The following is a 15,455-nucleotide window of genomic DNA, read 5'->3' on the forward strand; positions in this document are numbered from 1 at the left end:
GGCGTTGAATGATCGTGCCGCGCCGCGTGGCGCTCGACGCGTCGCGCGGCGACGCGGCCTGGACGAGCGCGACGATCAGCCCGTGTTCCGCATGCCGGCGGCGATGCCGTTCAGCGTGAGCAGGAGCGAACGATCGCACCCGGAGTCCCCGCCGCGGCTCGCCCTCAGGAGCTCGACTTGCAGGAATGAAAGAGGATCGACGTATGGATTGCGCAGCGAGATGGACCGCTGGAGCGTCGGGTTCCCCTCGAGCAGCCGCCGGTTGCCCGTGAGCCGCTTGAGCCACGACCGCGTCCGCCGGTACTCCGCGATGATCCGCGGCGCGACCGCCTTCCGCGCCGCGGCCGGCGCGAGCTCGGCGTAGCCAGCGAAGATCGCCATGTCCGCCTTCGCGAGCACCATCTCCACGTTGTCGATGACGGCCCGGAAGAACGGCCACGACGCCATCATCTCCTTCAGCAGCTCCGCGCCCTCGGGGCGCTGGCCCATCGCCTCCAGGCCGCTGCCGACGCCGTACCACCCCGGGAGGATGGCGCGGTTCTGCGTCCACGCGAAGACCCACGGGATCGCGCGCAGCGACTCCAGGCCGCCCGCGCGCCGCTTGCTCGGGCGCGAGCCGAGCGGCAGGCGCGCGATCTCGTCGATCGGGCTCACCGCCGTGAAGAACTCCACGAACCTGGGCTCCTCCCAGACGAGCGCGCGGTAGACGCGCCGGCCCGACTCGGCGAGCTCGTCGAACGCGGCGGCGTAGCGCAGCTCGGACGCGGTGGGCGGCCGCGGCTGCGCGCCCAGCGTGTGCAGGAGGACGCCGCTCAGCATGAGCTCCAGCGTGCGCATCGCGAGCTCGGGGCGCGCGTACTTGTGGTCGAGCGCCTCGCCCTGCTCCGTCGCCTTGTAGCGGCCGCCGACGCTGCCGGCCGGCAGGGCGAGCAGCGCCTGGTGCGCCGGGCCGCCGCCGCGCGCCACCGACTCGCCGCGGCCGTGGAAGACGCGCAGCGGCAGCTCGGCCTCCGCGGCGATCTTCGGCAGCATCTCCTGCACGCGCCGGAGCGCCGCGCTCGCCGCGAGCAGGCCGACCTCCTTGCCGGAGTCGCTGTAGCCGATCATCACCTCCTGCACGCCGCGGGCGAGGACGTGCGGGCGATACGAAGGGTGCGCGAGCAGCGCGCGCAGGATCCGCGCGCTGTCGTTCAGCGCGCCGAGCGACTCGAACAGCGGGACGACGTCGATGCGCGCGCACGAGCGGGCCTCGTCCCACAGCCCGGCGGCCTTCGCGCACGCGAGCGCGGCGAGGATGTCGTGCTCGCTCTGGGTCATCGACAGGACGAGCGTGCGGCAGGCCGACTCGCCGCCGTCGCGCTGCGCGGCGGCGATGCGCTGGAGCGCCTCGAAGACGCGGCGCGCCTCCGGCCCCATCTGCGCCGGCTCGACGCGGCCCGCCGCGACGTCGGCCGCCGCGGCGCGCGCGTCCTCGGCGGGGGCGCGCATCTCGAGCTCCGCGAGCGCGAACCCGAGCGCGCGCACCTGCGAGAGCAGCGCCCGCGCGCGGCGCTCGCCGGAGTGCGCGCAGCGCGCGGCCTTCAGGCTGTCGGCGACGAGCGCGAGATCGCGCTCGAGCTCCGCGGGCTCGCTGTAGGGGACGGCGAGCGTCGGCTCCTCCGGGCGCACGAACGCGCGCCCCTCGCGCGCGGGGCCCTGGCCCGAGCGCGCGCGGGCCTCGGCGCGGCCGAGCTCGGCGTGCTCGAGCGTGGCGGTGAGGCGCGCCTCGATGAACCGCAGCTTGCGGCGCCACGGCTCGCCCTCGGTGCGTGGCCCGAAGTGCGCGGACACCTCGGGCATCGCGGCGGCGTCCTCCTCGATCGAGGCGAGCAGCCAGGCCGGCGGCGTGACGTGGCGGAGCGACTGCGAGAGCGCGCCGCCGAGCTCGCGCGTCGCCCGGATGAGCCGGCGCAGGCCGCGGACGCGGTAGGCGAACAGCGCGTCCTCGAGCACGGCGGGCACGACGAGCGGGTTGCCGTCCATGTCGGCGCCGACCCACGAGTGGATGCGGAGCGGCACGATCTCGGCGGCGAGCGGCTCGCCGTACGCGGCCTCGAACGCGCGCCCGATCGCGGCGGGGAGATCGGGGAGCAGATCCCAGAGGATCTCCTCGATGTACCAGGCGACGTTCTTCACCTCGTCGCCCACGGTGGGCCGGTCGCGGCGCACCTCGTCCGTCTGCCAGACCGCGGTGATCTCCTCGCGGATCTCGGCGAGCTTGCTCGCCGACTCGTCCGGCGTGAGCTGGCAGCGGTCGTGCTCCTCGAGGTTCTTCGCGATGCGGTAGAGCTTCTCGAGGACGGTGCGCCGCGCGGCCTCGGTCGGGTGCGCGGTGAGCGTGAGCGTCACGTCGAGCGTGCGGAGCGCGGCGCGCACGCGCTCCGCGGGGACGCCCGCGTCCTTGAGCGTGCGCATCGCGGCCTCGAGCGAGCCGCGCTGCGGGCGCGCGTCGGGGTCCCTCGCGTAGGCGCGCGCGCGGCGGATGCGGTGGTGCTGCTCCGCGAGGTTGACGAGCCGGAAGTAGACCGTGAAGGCGCGGATGACGGGCTCGATGCGATCGTGCGGCAGGCTCGCGAGCAGCTTCGTGAGCTCCGCGGACGCGTGCGCGCGCCCGTCGCTCGGGCCGCGGCGCCGGCGGATGGCGAGCGTGCGGATACGCTCTTCGAGTGCGAAGAGCTCTTCACCCTCCTGCTCGATCAGCACTTCACCGAGCAGGCGGCCAAGCAGGCGAACTTCTTTACGAAGAGGTCGATCGACCTCACGGCGACGCGGTGGCATGCGGCGAGCCTAGCGCGACGCGGCGTAAAACGGACCACCGAGTGTGGCCTGGGCGGACGACCAGGGCGCTTCCGGGGGCACGAGTGGTGGTGGGGGTGGGAATCTGTGGGTGGGGCGGCAGCGGGAGAGCCCGTGAGACGAGAGCCGGGGGCCCAGTTTTGCTGAGAGGAAAGATTTTATGTGATGGCAGAAGTCATCCAAATGATTGCTCTTTTTCTCTTGCATTCTCGCCCCGATGTCTCTCCGGCGAGCGCGCTCGGAGCGGGTGCGCGCGGCGGGGCGAGAGCCGACGTTTGTGGGCGGGAGCCCCGGCTCTCGGAGGTGCTCCTGGTACGCGCCGGGTAGGTAGGGTAGGGGGAGGTGGGCGCCCCTGCGAAGCCCACGCTTCCGGGCCTTTCGAAGCCGCGTCGAGCTCGTGTCCGCTCCGGCGGATGGCCGATGACGTCTTCGGGATCGTCGGTACGACCCAGGGGGCGTTCAAGGTGGAGCGGGTCGTCGCCGAAGGAGGGTTCGGCGTCGAGCTGCCGGAGCAGCGCGGCGGCCGCCCCTCGCCGCACGGCGATCCGCCGGAGCGCGGCGGCCGTCTCCCGTCGCACAGCCTGCCCACCGAGCCGGTCGTGCCGCTCGCGCTCGACTGGTCTCCCCCGGCGCCCGCGCCCTTCGCGAGGCCGTCCCACGCGCCGTCCAGGATGCCGCCCCCGCTGATGGACCGCGCGCCCGCGCGCCACAGCCTGAGCACGGCGGAGCTCATGGCCATGTTCGCGTTGCCGGTGCGGCTCGCGGGCGCGGCCGTCGTCATCACGCTCCTCGATCTCGGGGCCGCGTCGCTGCTCGTCGACGGCCAGCGCATCGGCGTGGGCCCGCTCCGGCTCCTCCACCTCGCGGTGGGCCTCGTGGTCCTGGGGATCGGGATCGCCGTGGTCCGGCTGTTCGCGTCGGATCGGTAGCGCGCACCGTGGCCGCGCGATCCCAGGACCTCGGCGACGCGCGATGGGGCGGCGTGCGGACCTACGGCTCCCGGCGCACGCCCGTCGATCCGTAGCCGCCTGCGCCGCGCGCCGTCGGCGCGAGCGCGGAGACAAGGACCACGTCGGCGAGGGCGACCGGGCAGATCACGAGCTGGGCGATCCGATCGCCCCGGTTCACGGTGAACGGATCCGCGCCCAGGTTGATCAGGACGACCTTGATCTCCCCGCGGTAGTCCGGGTCGATGGTGCCGGGCGAGTTGAGCACGGTGATCCCGTGGTGGAGCGCGAGCCCGGAGCGCGGGCGCACCTGCCCCTCGTGGCCGTCGGGGAGGGCGACGGCGTAGCCCGTGGGCAGGAGCTTCCGCTCCCCCGGCGCGAGCGTCACCGGCGCGTCGACGGCGGCGCAGAGATCGAGCCCGACGGCTCCCTCGGACTTGTAGGCGGGCGGCGGGACCTCGACCGGTCCCACCCGGAGGAAAGATACCTGGATGCGCACGCGCCGGAGCCTAGTCCAGCGCGCCGGAGATCCCGTCAGGGATTTCGGATCACGGGCGCGGCAGCACCGTCTCGAGCGCCGAGCCGCGGAGCGCCTCGAACGCCGTGTCCGACCACGCCCGCGCCCGATCCGAGAAGCCGGCCGCGACCGCGCGGCGGAGCAGATCGAGCGCCGCCTCCTGGTTCCCGTCCTTGGCGCTCGCGCGCGCCGCGCCGTACGCGTCCTCGCTCTTGCCCGCGCGGCGGAAGATCGCCTCGTAGAGCCGCGCCGACCAGTCGAACGCGCCGTGCGCGAACGCGATCTCCGCCATCCGCCGCGCGTCTTCCTCCGAGAGCTGCTCCACGATGTCGAGCGCGACCGCCGCTGCCCGCGCCACCTCGCCCAGCTCCACGAGCACCCGGATCAGCGGTCCCGCGACCTCCTTCCGGTCGTCGCCGGCCTCCCGGGCCGCCTCGAGCGCCTTGCGCGCCTGCTTCAGCTCCCCGAGCGCGAGGTGCACCGCGCCGACCAGCGCCGGATCCGGCTCGCCGTGCTTGCGCGCCTGCGCGATCGCTTCCCCCGCGCGCTTGGCGTCGCCGAGGAGCAGGTGCGACCAGCCGATGAGCTCGTGCGCCTCCCGGAGCGCGTGCTTCGGCGGCGCCGGGGACTGCGCGAGCACCTCGTTCGCCAGCGCCATCGCCTCGCCCGTCTGCTCGCCCTCCACGGCCCGGCGCGCCCGCTGGAGCAGGGCCGCCGTCTCGGGCGGCACCGGCTCCTCGTGGAGCGCGGCGCGCCGGCGGTTCATCGCGGGCGACGAGGCCGCCGGCTCGCTGCGGAACCGCTGCAGGCTCTGGAACGCGGACATGACGAGGATCAACGAGAAGAAGAAGAACCCCATGCGCAGGAAGAGGATGGCGAGGAGGACGGCGGCGACGCCCGAGATGGCCGCCGTCAGCCGGCCGCGCCGCGGGCCGAGCGCGTGCTCGAGGACGTGGCCGCCGTCGAACGGGAGCACCGGGATCAGGTTGAGGATGCCCCAGACCACGTTGACCTGGATGAGCGTCTCCATCCCGTGCAGCACCATGACCGGGAGGGCCGAGAGCCCCGGCACGTAGAGGAGCACCACGTGCAGGATTCCGGCGACGAGGAATCCGGCGAAGGGGCCGGCCAGGCTGATCAGGATGTGCTGGAGCCGCCCGAGCGGCAGGAGCGACCGCCAGGTCGTGGTCCCGCCCATGAAGTGCAGCGTGATCTCCGGCTCGATCTTGTGCCGCTTGATGGCGAACGCGTGACCGAACTCGTGCATCAGGACCGACAGGAAGACCACGATGATCCACACGAGGAACTGCTGGTAATGTTCCCTGGCCACGATCCCGTACCCGAGCAGCGCGGCGGAGAGCCAGAACCCGAGCTGGACGTCGACCGAGACTCCAAACAGACGGAAGCTCATGCGCATCTAATAAGGCCTGGGAGCCCTCCGCTCAATGATTGCCGTGCGGACGCGCCCTGCCCTAGAGTGCGCCGCGCGACCTTTTCGCGCGGCTGCGTGCCCCTCCGGCGCCTCCGGCCGCCCGCTGGACGCGGCCGTGGGAGCGAGCATGGGCAGGGAGATCCGGGTCGGGAGGTGGGCGTTCGCCGGGGTGGCCGCGGCGGGGTTGGCGTGCGGCGCCGCGCCGCCGCCCGGGCCGTCTTCGCCGGGGGGCCCCGCCGGGGCGCCGCCGTCCGGGGCCGCGCCGGCCGCGGACCGCCTCCAGGAGGCCGCGGCGCCGCCCGCGCCGTCCGGGGTTGCTGTCGCGCCGCCGCCCGTCGCGCCGCCGGCGTTCACGGTTCCGCCCAACACGGCGGTCCTCCACATCGGCGACTCGTTCGCGCTGGCGGGCTTCGCCCAGGCGCTCCGTCCGCGGATGGAGGAGCACCGCGTGCGCTACGCGGTGAAGGCGGAGACCAGCTCGTACACGGTGACCTGGGCTTCCCGGATGGAGCTCCTGGTCGCGAACTACCAGCCGGACCTCGTGATCATCAGCCTCGGTGCGAACGAGGTCGAGAACGTCAACCCCCCGGCCCATGCCGGCGCGATCCGGCGGATCGTCAAGGCGATCGGCGGCCGCCCGTGCGTGTGGGTGTCCCCTCCGCTCTGGCGGAAGGACACCGGCATCATCGACGTGATCCGGACGAACTCGGCCCCGTGCCGCTTCTTCGACTCCGACGCGCTGGTCCCCGGCCCCCTCCCGCGCAAGAAGGACAAGATCCACCCGAACGAGGTGGGCGGCGCGCGCTGGGCCGACGCCTTCTGGTCCTGGCTCATGGCGGAGCACCTTCCGCCCGGCGAGGACGAGGGCGACCCGGCGGCGAGGCGCAGCCCCTGGTCGCTCCGGCTCCCTCCGCCGGAGGAGCACCGCTCCAGGGCGCAGCCGCCGGAGAGCGCGCTCCAGCAGGGCGGGACGGCGTCCGAGCGGCGATCCGAGCGGCAATCCGAGCCGCAAGCAGAGAGGTTCTGAATCTAAGAGGCCCGGGCGACCGATGCCGGACGCCCTACGGCGGCGACGACGTCGCGACCCCCACCCCCCGGTGGATCAACCCCGGGTCGTGTCCGAGGGCTCCCGCGATCGCGGCGCGCACGTCCCGCATGAGGCGGCTGCGGCCGCCCGCGCCGTACGGCGCCGGATCGATCGGCGGCATGATCGTGACCACCACCCGGTGGTGCTCCTGCACCACGAAATCCTTCGCCTTCAGCACGTGGCGCGTCCCGTCGATCGCGACCGGCAGGATCGGCGTGTTCGTCTCGATCGCCATCCGGAAGCCCCCGCTCTTGAACGGCAGGAGCGCGCCGGTCTTGCTCCGCGTGCCCTCCGGGGCGATCCAGACCCGGGTGCCGTCCTGCAGCATCGAGGCGCCGACCTGCAGGCTCGCGCTGGCCTGGACGTGATTGCCGCGGTTGATCCGGATGAACCCGGCCGCCTTCATCGCCTGGCCGAAGATCGGCACGCTGAACAGCTCCTTCTTGGCGATCATCCGCAGCCGCCCGGGGATCGCGCGGAACACCACCGGGATGTCGAAGAGGCTCTGGTGGTTCGACATCACAACGAACGGCCGCATGCCGGCGGCATGCTCACGCCCGCGCACCACGAGATCCACGTCGGCGTCCTCGAGGACCTTGCGCGCCCACCAGTCCAGCCGCTCATCGCAGCGCTCGAGCGTCACGCGCCCCATCACCGCGTCCACCACGGTCGGGACGCAGATCCGGGCCGTGTCGAGGATCCCCATGAACGTCGTCTGAAGGCTCATCGCTCTGTTTCCGCTGAAGGGTGAGGGGTCGCGTGGTGCGCTCGCCCCGCGGGCAGGCCCTGCCGCGCGCGGCGGACGAGCAGCCCTCGGGGGGCGCCGAGCTCATCCAGGAGTCGAACCCCTGGAGTATACCACTCAACCCGCAGCTGTGGTGCCGGTTACGGTCACGACCACACGGCGCGCGTGGGGAGAACTACGGTGCTCCCAGACATACAGGGCTTGCCATGTCCCGAGCGCGAGGCGGCCGCCGGAGATCGGGATCACCTCGCTCGATCGGGTGACGGCGCTCCGGAGGTGACCTGGCATGTCGTCGGGGCCCTCGTCGTCGTGCTCGTAGTCGCGGCCCTCCGGCGCGAGGCGCGACATCCAGCGCTCCAGATCGCGGAGGACGGCCGGATCGGCGTTCTCCTGGATGACGAGGCTCGCCGAGGTGTGCTGGAGGAACACGGCGCAGAGCCCGACGTCGACGCCGGCGCTGGCGACGACGCGCGCGACCTCGCGCGTGATGTCGACGAAACCACGGCCGCTCGTGCGGACCTCGAGCGTGCGCTGAACGATGGTGCTCACCGCGCCATCTTAGCCGCGTTCGGCGCCGGAGCCCCGCACGACGTCGGCGATGAGCCCCCAGCTCGTCCACTGCTGGAACCAGGCGCCGACCCGCGCGCCGAGCATCACGCCCGCCGCCTCGTCCGCCGCCTCGCCCGCCGCCACCGCCTCGCACGCCGCGACGAGCGGCACACCCCGCCCGAGCGCCTCGAGGAGCGCGAACGCCGGGGGCTCGAGCTCCTCGTAGCGGATCGTGAGATCGGCGGCGCTGCGGAAGACGGCGAGGTGGACGGCGCGGGGCGCGGGCAGCGCCGGCGACCTGCCCCGCCGGAGATCGCTGCGGAGGACGTGCGCCGGGTAGCGGAGCTGCATCAGCGCGAGCAGCGGGTGGAGGACGATCCGGGCGGTGGACCAGCCCTCCTCCGGCATGCCCGTCACCTTCGCCGGATCGAGCGGCGGCGGCGAGGCGCCGTCGAACAGATCGACGAGCGCGTGCTCGTAGCGCGCCACCTCGCGCGCGAGCTCCGCCAAGGCGGGGGGGAACGCCTCGTGCGCGGCCGCGAAGCCGGCGACGTGGCGCCCGAGGTCGCGCAGGCTGAAGCTCGCGGGCGGGTGCGCCGCGAGGTACGCCCGGGAGAACGCGTCGAAGCCGTCCTCGCCGAGGACGTGCGCGAGCGCGGGGTAGTCCTCGCGGAGGGCGTCGCGGTGGCGCAGCCAGAACTGCCGCCGGTAGATGTCGGCCTGCTCGGCGGGCGTGAGCCGCTCGTTCCCGGCGACGAGCTCGCGGCACCTGCCGGCGAGCTCGGCGTCGCCGGGGAGCGGCGCGCCGGACGTGAACATGCGGGTGAGCTCGCCCATCAGCGAGGCGAGCCCGGCCGGGGGCGCGGCGTCAGGCGGCGCGCGCACGCGCCACCTCCTCGCGGATCGCCCGCGCCTTCTCCGCCTCGGCCGCGAGGACCTCGAACGCCGGCAGATCGTCGTCCCACTCGATCAGCGTCGAGACGTCGCCCGTGTGGACGAGCGCGCGCCGGTACAGCGCCCACACGGCGTCGGCCACGTGATCGCTGTGGGTGTCGAGGATGTACTTGCCGTGGTGCGTGTGCCCGGCGAGGTGGACCTGCACGATCCGGTGGTGCGGCACGCCGTCGACGTAGGCGCCCGGGTCGAAGCCGTGGTTGTACGAGGAGACGTAGACGTTGTTGACGTCGAGCAGGATGCCGCAGTCGGCCTCCTCGACGACCGCGGAGAGGAACTCCCACTCGCTCATGCGGCTCGAGGTGAAGGTCAGGTAGCTCGACACGTTCTCGAGGGCGAGCCGGACCTCGAGGAAGTCCTGCACCACGCGCGCCCGCGCCGCGACGTGCCGCACGGCCTCGTCCGTGTACGGCAGGGGCAAGAGGTCGTGCAGGTTGAGCCCGTGCGCGCCGGTCCAGCAGAGGTGATCGCTCACCCAGGGCGAGCGCACCGTGCGGACGAGCGCCTTGAGCCGGCGCAGGTAGTCGAAATCGAGCGGATCGGTGCTGCCGATCGACAGCGAGACGCCGTGCTGGACGAGGCGGTAGCTCGCGAGGGCGCGCTCGAGGTTGGCGAGCGGCATGCCGCCGTCGACCATGAAGTTCTCGCTGATGATCTCGAACCAGTCGACCCGCGGCCGGTGCTCGAAGATGTGGCGGTAGTGCGGGATGCGCAGCCCGACGCCGACGCCGAGGTCGGGGAGCCCGAGCCGCATGCGTTCGAGGTTCGCCATGGGTCACCACGTCGCGGCGTCGCCCGGCCCCGCGGGGCCGGGCTGTCGCGCGCCTCAGCGGATCAGTGGCCGCCGCAGTCGGCCGGCTTGCAGCCGCCCTTGCCCTTGCACTCGTTCTGGCCAGCGCAAGCGTGGGTATCGGACTTGCAGCCGCCCTTGCCCTTGCACTCGTTCTTGCCGGCACAGCACGCCTTGGCGCCGTCCTCGGGCGCCTCTGCAGCCGCCGGCTCGGCCGGGGGGGCCCCGGTCTCGGCGGTGGGCGGCGGCGACGAGCCGCAGCCCGCGAGGCCCGCCACCATGCCCGACACCGCCGTGAACGCCAACGACCTGCCCATATCCATCGCCATCTGAACCTCCACCTTCGTCATTCGTCGAGTGCACCGAGCCCAGCGCGCGCCCCGCCCGCATGGCGCGCCCGCGCGTCTGGGCTCATCGGGCCTCGCCGGTCTCCGCGACCGCGCCGAGCCCTCGCCACGCGTCACTACGCCCGCCCGGTTCCGCGGTTTCACCTCGGACGCGTTGATTCTTCATCCAACTCCCCGTAAGTGAGCGGCGTTGACCTCCACGCCCACGCGAGTCCCCCCTGCGCGCACGGCGTCCTGCGGCGTGTCCTCAGCGGCCCGGACGCACCGTCACCGTGCAGTGTTTCACGGACGACGTACCTCTCTTCGGACTGCAGGCGCAAGACAAAGTGTCCATGGCGGCGCGGCGCTCCCGGTGCTCGCGGCGCTCTCGCTGGGGGCAGCGGGCTGCGGGGGTGCTGCGCGCGAGGGGGCCGGCGCGGCCGCCGGGCGCGAGCTTCCGATCGCGGCGGTGGCCGCGGAGCTCGAGGGGATGAGCGGGGCGCTCCTCGAAGGGCGCGAGGCCACGTTCCAGGACATCCTGGCCGACACGATCGCGAAGGACGCGTACCTGTGCCTGCCGGCTCCGCGCGACGTCTTCGGCGGGGAGGTGCCGGAGGGCGAGCGGCGGATCGCCGGGATGATGCCGCATTACGGCCTCTTCTTCGGCCCGATGAGCTACCTCGTGCGGCGGCGCGGCGGCGCGTGGGAGGTCGAGGTCCGCATCGCGGTCGAGCCGCCGGCGGGCGCGGGCTGGCTCGAGCTGCCCGACTGCGGGCTTTCCGGTGCGCTCGGGGGCGCCATGGCGTGCCGCGGGACGCCGTACGCGCGCGCCGCGTCGACGGACGCCTGCCCGGGCTCCGGCGAGTTCACGGCCAGGGCGACGCCGGCCGCGATCCGCGCGCTGCTCGCGCGCTGGTCGAGCGAGGTCGAGGGGTACTGGAACCGCGACGCGCGCGCCTTCGGGCTGCCGGTGCGCTATGATTTCGACTTCGTGCTCGGGGACGACGCGCGCGGGAGGGCGCTGCGGGTCGACCTCGCGGTGCCGCTCTCGCCGACCTGCGGGCGGACGCCCTACTTCAGCGCGATGCGGGCCGGCTGGTCGCTGCCGGTGCTCGCCCACGAGGTGGGTCACGTGCTCGGGCTGCTCGACGAGTACGAGGCGCTCTCCGGGATCGTCCGCTGCTACCCGAAGACGCCGTTCCCGGGCGCCGAGATCAGCCGGATGGGGCTCTCGATGCGGGAGCAGACGCGGCTCCTGCCGCTCCACCATTACCTCGTGCTCCGCCGCTTCTTCTGCCGCGAGCCCGCGTCCATGGACCCCTATGCCGGCGCGATCCGCTGAGCGCCCCGCGCGGCCTCGCGCCGGCCGCCGCGACGCGAGAGCGGCTGCGGCGGCGGCGCTCGTCTCTACGGCGCTCGCGTGCGCGGCGCTCGTCGGCTGCCGCTCGGAGCGGGAGCCCGGAGCGGAGGACGCGGGGGCCGGCGCCGTGGATGCAGGGGCCGGCGCGACGGACGCGGGGGCCGGCCCCGTGGAGGTGGCGCCGCCGCTCGTGGGGGCGCCGCCCGGGCCGAGGGCGCCGGCGCCGCCCGCGGAGCCGCGCTGCCCGCCGGAGATGGTGCGGGTCGCGCGCCGGTTCTGCGTGGATCGCTATGAAGCGGTGCTGCTCGACAGGGAGACGGGGCTCGAGATCTCGGCGTTCTACCCGCCGTCGCGGCAGGCGGCCTCGTCGGTCGAGCGCGCCTGGTCGAAGATGCGGCTTCAGCTCGGCGACGCGGAGGCGCGGCGCATGGAGCTGCCGCTCCTTCCCGGATGGCAGAAGCGGCGCGATTTCGAGCCGCGCGCCGTGTCGCGCCGGGGGGTGCTCCCGCAGGGCTACACGAGCGGCGCGCAGGCCGAGCTCGCGTGCCGGAACGCGGGCAAGCGGCTCTGCGCCCTCGAGGAGTGGCGGACGGCGTGCCGCGGCGAGCGCGACGAGCGGTTCCCGTACGGGCCGACCTACGCGGACGGGCGGTGCAACGTGTTCCGCGAGGCCCACCCGGCCGCCGTGCTCCACCGCGACGTGACCCTCGGGCACAGCGATCCGCGGCTCAACCTTGTGCGCGTCGGCGGCGCGCCGCTCCTGCGGCGGACGGGCGAGACCGCGACGTGCGCGAGCGCGTGGGAGGGCGACGCGATCGCCGACATGGTGGGGAACCTGGACGAGTGGATCGACGATCCGGAGGGGACGTTCGTCGGCGGGTTCTATGCGCGCGCGACAAGGGAAGGGTGCATGTCGCGCGTCGTGTCGCACGATGTCACGCACTTCGACTACTCGACCGGCGTGCGGTGCTGCGCGGATCTGCGCGCGGCGCCGTGAGGGGCGCGCGCTCACAACGCCGCCCTGCGGCAACCATTGGGAGGGGCCGGCGCCGGGGGGCAGCCACGGATCGCAACCGTTGGGAGGGGCCGGCGCCGGGGGTCGCAACGGTTCGAGCCCGTCAGGAGGCGAGCGGAGCGCCGGCGCCGTGTTCAGGTTGTCGGGCGGCCGACGGCGACGAAGCTCTCCGCGCCCTTGGCGCGGCGCCGGTCGCGCCAGACGAGCGCCGCGGGCAGCACCAGCACGGCGGCGAAGAGGCAGGCGACCTCGCCGATGACGGCGGCCATGCCGAGGCTCCGCACCGCGTGGTTCTGCGAGCGGATCAGGGCGAGGTAGCCCAGCGCCGTCGTGAGGCTGCAGAGGATCACCGCCCCGCCCGTCTCGCGCACCGCCGTGAGCGCGCCGCCGGCGCCCTCGCGCGCGTAGCGCTGCACGATGTTCACGGCGTAGTCGACGCCGATGCCGAACGTCAGCGGCAACGCGATGAAGTTCAGGAAGTTGAGCTTCACGCCCATCAGCACGAGCAGCCCCGCCATCCAGAAGACGCCGACGAGCAGCGCGCCGAGCACGGCGAACGCCGGGCGGCCGCCGCGGAAGGCGACGAGCACGACGAGGACCGTCGCGGCCAGCGAGAAGAGCACCGCCGGCGGTACGTCGTCGATGACCGCCGCCCACATGTCCGCGTAGATGACCGCGCGCCCCGAGCCGCGCACGACGCTGCCGTCAGGGAGCCGCGTCTCGCGGTACGCGTCGGCCCAGCGGAAGAGGTAGTGCGCGTCGTGCACGCTCTCGGACGTGATCGGGCTGATGTACACGATGCGACCGCGCGTCCCGTCCGTCTCCGTGAAGGCGCGCGCCACCCCCGCCGGCAGATCGTCGATGCCGAACGGCGCGAGATCGTCCGGCGGAATGACCGCCTGGATCCGGCTCCAGTCCTCGTCGCCGAGGAGGCCGCGCTTCCTCGCCCGCAGGACGCGCTCCTTGATCTCCTGGAGCAGCGGGATCTTCGCGTCCTGATCCCTAGGGACCAGATCCTGGAGGGCGTAGATCTCCTTGAACGGCTTCTCGCCCTCGGACGCCGCGTCGCGCCGCGCGTAGAGCGCCGCGCGCAGCGGCTCGACCTGCTCGGGCCGATCCACGAGGATCGCCATGCCGTCGGTGCCCACGTAGCCCGTGATCTCCTCCGCGAGCGCGCCCAGCCGGATCTGCTCGGCGCGCACCCGCTCGTCGTTGCGGAGGTTCCGGAGGTCGTACTCCATCGGATTGGCGCGCACGTAGCCGACCGCCGCGACGAGGCCGACCGCGGCCAGGGCGAGCCCCGCGACCGTCAGGCCGGCCGGGCTCCGCGCCGCGAGCCGCGCGAACGGCTCGCCGAACGCCATGCCGCCCTGGGTGCGCCGCCGGAACCTGCCGAGCAGCCCCGGCGACTCCCGATCGAGGGGGCTGAGCCGCTCCATCACCGCGAGGACGCTCGGCAGCGCGACGAACGTGGCGACCCAGCAGAGCACCATGCCGGCGCCGCCGATGAGGCCGAAGTCGTGGAAGCCGCGGAAGTCGGTGGCGAGCAGCGAGCCGTAGGCGGCCGCGGCGGCGCAGCCGGCCGTGAGCGTGGGCAGCCAGGTCTCGCGGTGGGCGACGCGCACGCCCTCGAGCAGGCTCGCGCCGCTGCGGCGCGCCTCGAGGTAGCGCGCCATGTAGATGATGCCGAAGTTGATCCCGTTGCCGGCGACGATCGAGAAGAGGAACCCGGTCGCCATGTTGAGGTGGCCGAGCGCGAGCTGGGTGACCCCGAACGTCCAGGCGACGCCGGTGACGATCGTGATCAGCATGGCGACGAGCATGCGCACGCGCAGGTAGTAGAGGAACACGACCGCGGCGATGAGCACGGCGCCCGCGACGCCGACGTCGGTCAGGTCCTCGTTGATCGCCGCGTACTCGGCGATCCCGGTCTGCAGATCGCCGGCGAGGCCGTAGGTGATCCCGGGATCGAACGAGGCGGGGTGCACGCGATCGACGACCTCGCGCACGCGCCGGATCGCCTCGGTGCCGGCGGCGAAATCGCTCGCCAGCACCTTCGAGCGGATGGCGACGACGACGGTCTTGCCGTCCTTCGACTGGTAGTAGCCGTCGGGGTAGCGACCCGCGTCGATCCCCTGGAGCCCGAGGCTCTGCTCGATCGAGCGGGCGCTCACCTCGGGCGGCGGCTCGTCGTCGTCGAGCAGCGCGCCGGTCGCCTTGTTGACCTCGTAGGCGTAGCGCGCCTCGATGTCGTCCCGCAGCTTCGTGAGCCTGTCGTGCTCGACGTAGAGCCCGGCGCGCGGCGAGAGGTAGCGGAAGGCCTCGTGGACGCCGTTCTCGACGCTGCCGACCCACGGCGGCCCGAGCCGCTCGATCTCGGGTACGAGCGCGTCCGCGGCCTTCTGCAGCGCGACCGTGGACGTGCCCTCGCCGCCCTGCAGCACGACGAAGAGCGTCGACACGCCGGCCGTCTTGGCCGCGACCCGGTCGAGCTCCTGCACGCTCGGCCGCGACGCCGGCAGGAGCGACTCGAACCCCGTCAGCACCTGGAGCCGCGTCGCCAGGAAGAGGGCGATGACGGTGAGGAGCCCGGCCGCGAGCAGCGGCAGCGCAGGCCGGTTCACCTGGAGCTCGGCGAGGCGCGCGGCGAACCCGCCGCCCTTCGAGGAGGGCGGCGCGGCGCGGGGTGAGGGGTCCTGGGCGGGGGAGGTCGACGGGCGAGGCGCCGCGGGTGGAAGCTGCGGAGAGGGCATGGAGGAGGTCAGGGGATCCGGGGCTGAAGGAAACGGTGAGGGCGCGAGGGCGCCGGGGTGGACCACGTCCTGGGGAACGGGCTCCCCGCGGAACAGCGGATCGCGCGCGGCGGGAGGGCAAGGCCGAGGTCCCTCTGCGGCCGCC

The 15,455-nt window shown here is 73.6% G+C and carries 13 protein-coding genes; 4 read left to right on the forward strand and 9 right to left on the reverse strand.

The features are described from left to right. Positions 1-75 precede the first annotated feature (75 nt). Entirely contained in the window at positions 76-2,817 is a 2,742-nt protein-coding gene (locus tag WMF28_RS16890) for a phosphoenolpyruvate carboxylase (protein ID WP_437603270.1), read from the reverse strand. Between the two features lie 431 nt (positions 2,818-3,248). Here WMF28_RS16890 and WMF28_RS16895 point away from each other — a divergent pair, with 431 nt between their 5' ends. Next, positions 3,249-3,764, forward strand: a complete 516-nt coding sequence (locus tag WMF28_RS16895; RefSeq protein ID WP_437604402.1) for a hypothetical protein — start codon at positions 3,249-3,251, stop codon at positions 3,762-3,764. Between the two features lie 61 nt (positions 3,765-3,825). Here the strand turns inward: WMF28_RS16895 and dut are convergent, their stop codons facing one another. Further along, a complete protein-coding gene (gene dut / locus WMF28_RS16900; protein WP_437603271.1) occupies positions 3,826-4,281 on the reverse strand; it encodes a dUTP diphosphatase in 456 nt (151 codons plus the stop codon). 49 nt (positions 4,282-4,330) lie between these two features. After that, complete coding sequence (locus tag WMF28_RS16905) at positions 4,331-5,710, reverse strand: site-2 protease family protein (protein ID WP_437603272.1); 1,380 nt, start codon at positions 5,708-5,710, stop codon at positions 4,331-4,333. A 136-nt stretch (positions 5,711-5,846) separates the two neighbouring features. Here WMF28_RS16905 and WMF28_RS16910 point away from each other — a divergent pair, with 136 nt between their 5' ends. Then, on the forward strand, positions 5,847-6,758 hold the full coding sequence (locus WMF28_RS16910) for an SGNH/GDSL hydrolase family protein (RefSeq protein WP_437603273.1): 912 nt from the start codon (positions 5,847-5,849) through the stop codon (positions 6,756-6,758). Positions 6,759-6,792: 34 nt separating this feature from the next. On the opposite strand, the gene WMF28_RS16915 is transcribed toward WMF28_RS16910, so the two are convergent. The 5 genes from WMF28_RS16915 to WMF28_RS16935 all read right to left on the reverse strand — a co-directional run bounded on the left by WMF28_RS16915 (position 6,793) and on the right by WMF28_RS16935 (position 10,185). Continuing rightward, positions 6,793-7,545: a lysophospholipid acyltransferase family protein gene (locus WMF28_RS16915; RefSeq protein ID WP_437603274.1), complete on the reverse strand. Its 753-nt coding sequence runs from the start codon at positions 7,543-7,545 to the stop codon at positions 6,793-6,795. Positions 7,546-7,680: 135 nt separating this feature from the next. Further along, complete coding sequence (locus WMF28_RS16920) at positions 7,681-8,112, reverse strand: secondary thiamine-phosphate synthase enzyme YjbQ (protein ID WP_437603275.1); 432 nt, start codon at positions 8,110-8,112, stop codon at positions 7,681-7,683. Positions 8,113-8,121: 9 nt separating this feature from the next. Continuing rightward, complete coding sequence (locus tag WMF28_RS16925) at positions 8,122-8,997, reverse strand: HvfC/BufC family peptide modification chaperone (RefSeq protein WP_437603276.1); 876 nt, start codon at positions 8,995-8,997, stop codon at positions 8,122-8,124. After that, positions 8,981-9,838: an MNIO family bufferin maturase gene (gene bufB / locus WMF28_RS16930; protein WP_437603277.1), complete on the reverse strand. Its 858-nt coding sequence runs from the start codon at positions 9,836-9,838 to the stop codon at positions 8,981-8,983. Before bufB ends, WMF28_RS16925 begins: the two co-directional genes overlap by 17 nt. Positions 9,839-9,900: 62 nt before the next feature. Continuing rightward, a complete protein-coding gene (locus WMF28_RS16935; protein ID WP_437603278.1) occupies positions 9,901-10,185 on the reverse strand; it encodes a hypothetical protein in 285 nt (94 codons plus the stop codon). A gap of 370 nt (positions 10,186-10,555) precedes the next feature. Between WMF28_RS16935 and WMF28_RS16940 the strand changes: the two genes are divergently transcribed. Together WMF28_RS16940 and WMF28_RS16945 are read left to right on the forward strand one after the other, a co-directional pair. Beyond that, positions 10,556-11,524, forward strand: a complete 969-nt coding sequence (locus WMF28_RS16940) for a hypothetical protein (RefSeq protein ID WP_437603279.1) — start codon at positions 10,556-10,558, stop codon at positions 11,522-11,524. After that, complete coding sequence (locus WMF28_RS16945; RefSeq protein WP_437603280.1) at positions 11,505-12,539, forward strand: hypothetical protein; 1,035 nt, start codon at positions 11,505-11,507, stop codon at positions 12,537-12,539. Before WMF28_RS16940 ends, WMF28_RS16945 begins: the two co-directional genes overlap by 20 nt. A 152-nt stretch (positions 12,540-12,691) precedes the next feature. Here WMF28_RS16945 and WMF28_RS16950 read toward each other — a convergent pair whose 3' ends face one another. Next, positions 12,692-15,310, reverse strand: a complete 2,619-nt coding sequence (locus tag WMF28_RS16950; protein ID WP_437603281.1) for an efflux RND transporter permease subunit — start codon at positions 15,308-15,310, stop codon at positions 12,692-12,694. Positions 15,311-15,455 lie beyond the last annotated feature (145 nt).

The sequence above is a fragment of the Sorangium sp. So ce590 genome, from assembly GCF_051521365.1.
In the GTDB taxonomy this organism is placed as follows: domain Bacteria; phylum Myxococcota_A; class Polyangia; order Polyangiales; family Polyangiaceae; genus Sorangium.

What these genes read in the sequence shown, in the direction of transcription:
- WMF28_RS16890 (WP_437603270.1), bottom strand. Translation starts at nt 2,817, where the DNA reads ATGCCACCGCGTCGCCGTGAGGTCGATCGACCTCTTCGTAAAGAAGTT.
- WMF28_RS16895 (WP_437604402.1), top strand. Translation starts at nt 3,249, where the DNA reads ATGGCCGATGACGTCTTCGGGATCGTCGGTACGACCCAGGGGGCGTTC.
- WMF28_RS16905 (WP_437603272.1), bottom strand. Translation starts at nt 5,710, where the DNA reads ATGAGCTTCCGTCTGTTTGGAGTCTCGGTCGACGTCCAGCTCGGGTTC.
- WMF28_RS16915 (WP_437603274.1), bottom strand. Translation starts at nt 7,545, where the DNA reads ATGAGCCTTCAGACGACGTTCATGGGGATCCTCGACACGGCCCGGATC.
- bufB (WP_437603277.1), bottom strand. Translation starts at nt 9,838, where the DNA reads ATGGCGAACCTCGAACGCATGCGGCTCGGGCTCCCCGACCTCGGCGTC.
- WMF28_RS16935 (WP_437603278.1), bottom strand. Translation starts at nt 10,185, where the DNA reads ATGGCGATGGATATGGGCAGGTCGTTGGCGTTCACGGCGGTGTCGGGC.
- WMF28_RS16945 (WP_437603280.1), top strand. Translation starts at nt 11,505, where the DNA reads ATGCCGGCGCGATCCGCTGAGCGCCCCGCGCGGCCTCGCGCCGGCCGC.
- WMF28_RS16950 (WP_437603281.1), bottom strand. Translation starts at nt 15,310, where the DNA reads ATGCCCTCTCCGCAGCTTCCACCCGCGGCGCCTCGCCCGTCGACCTCC.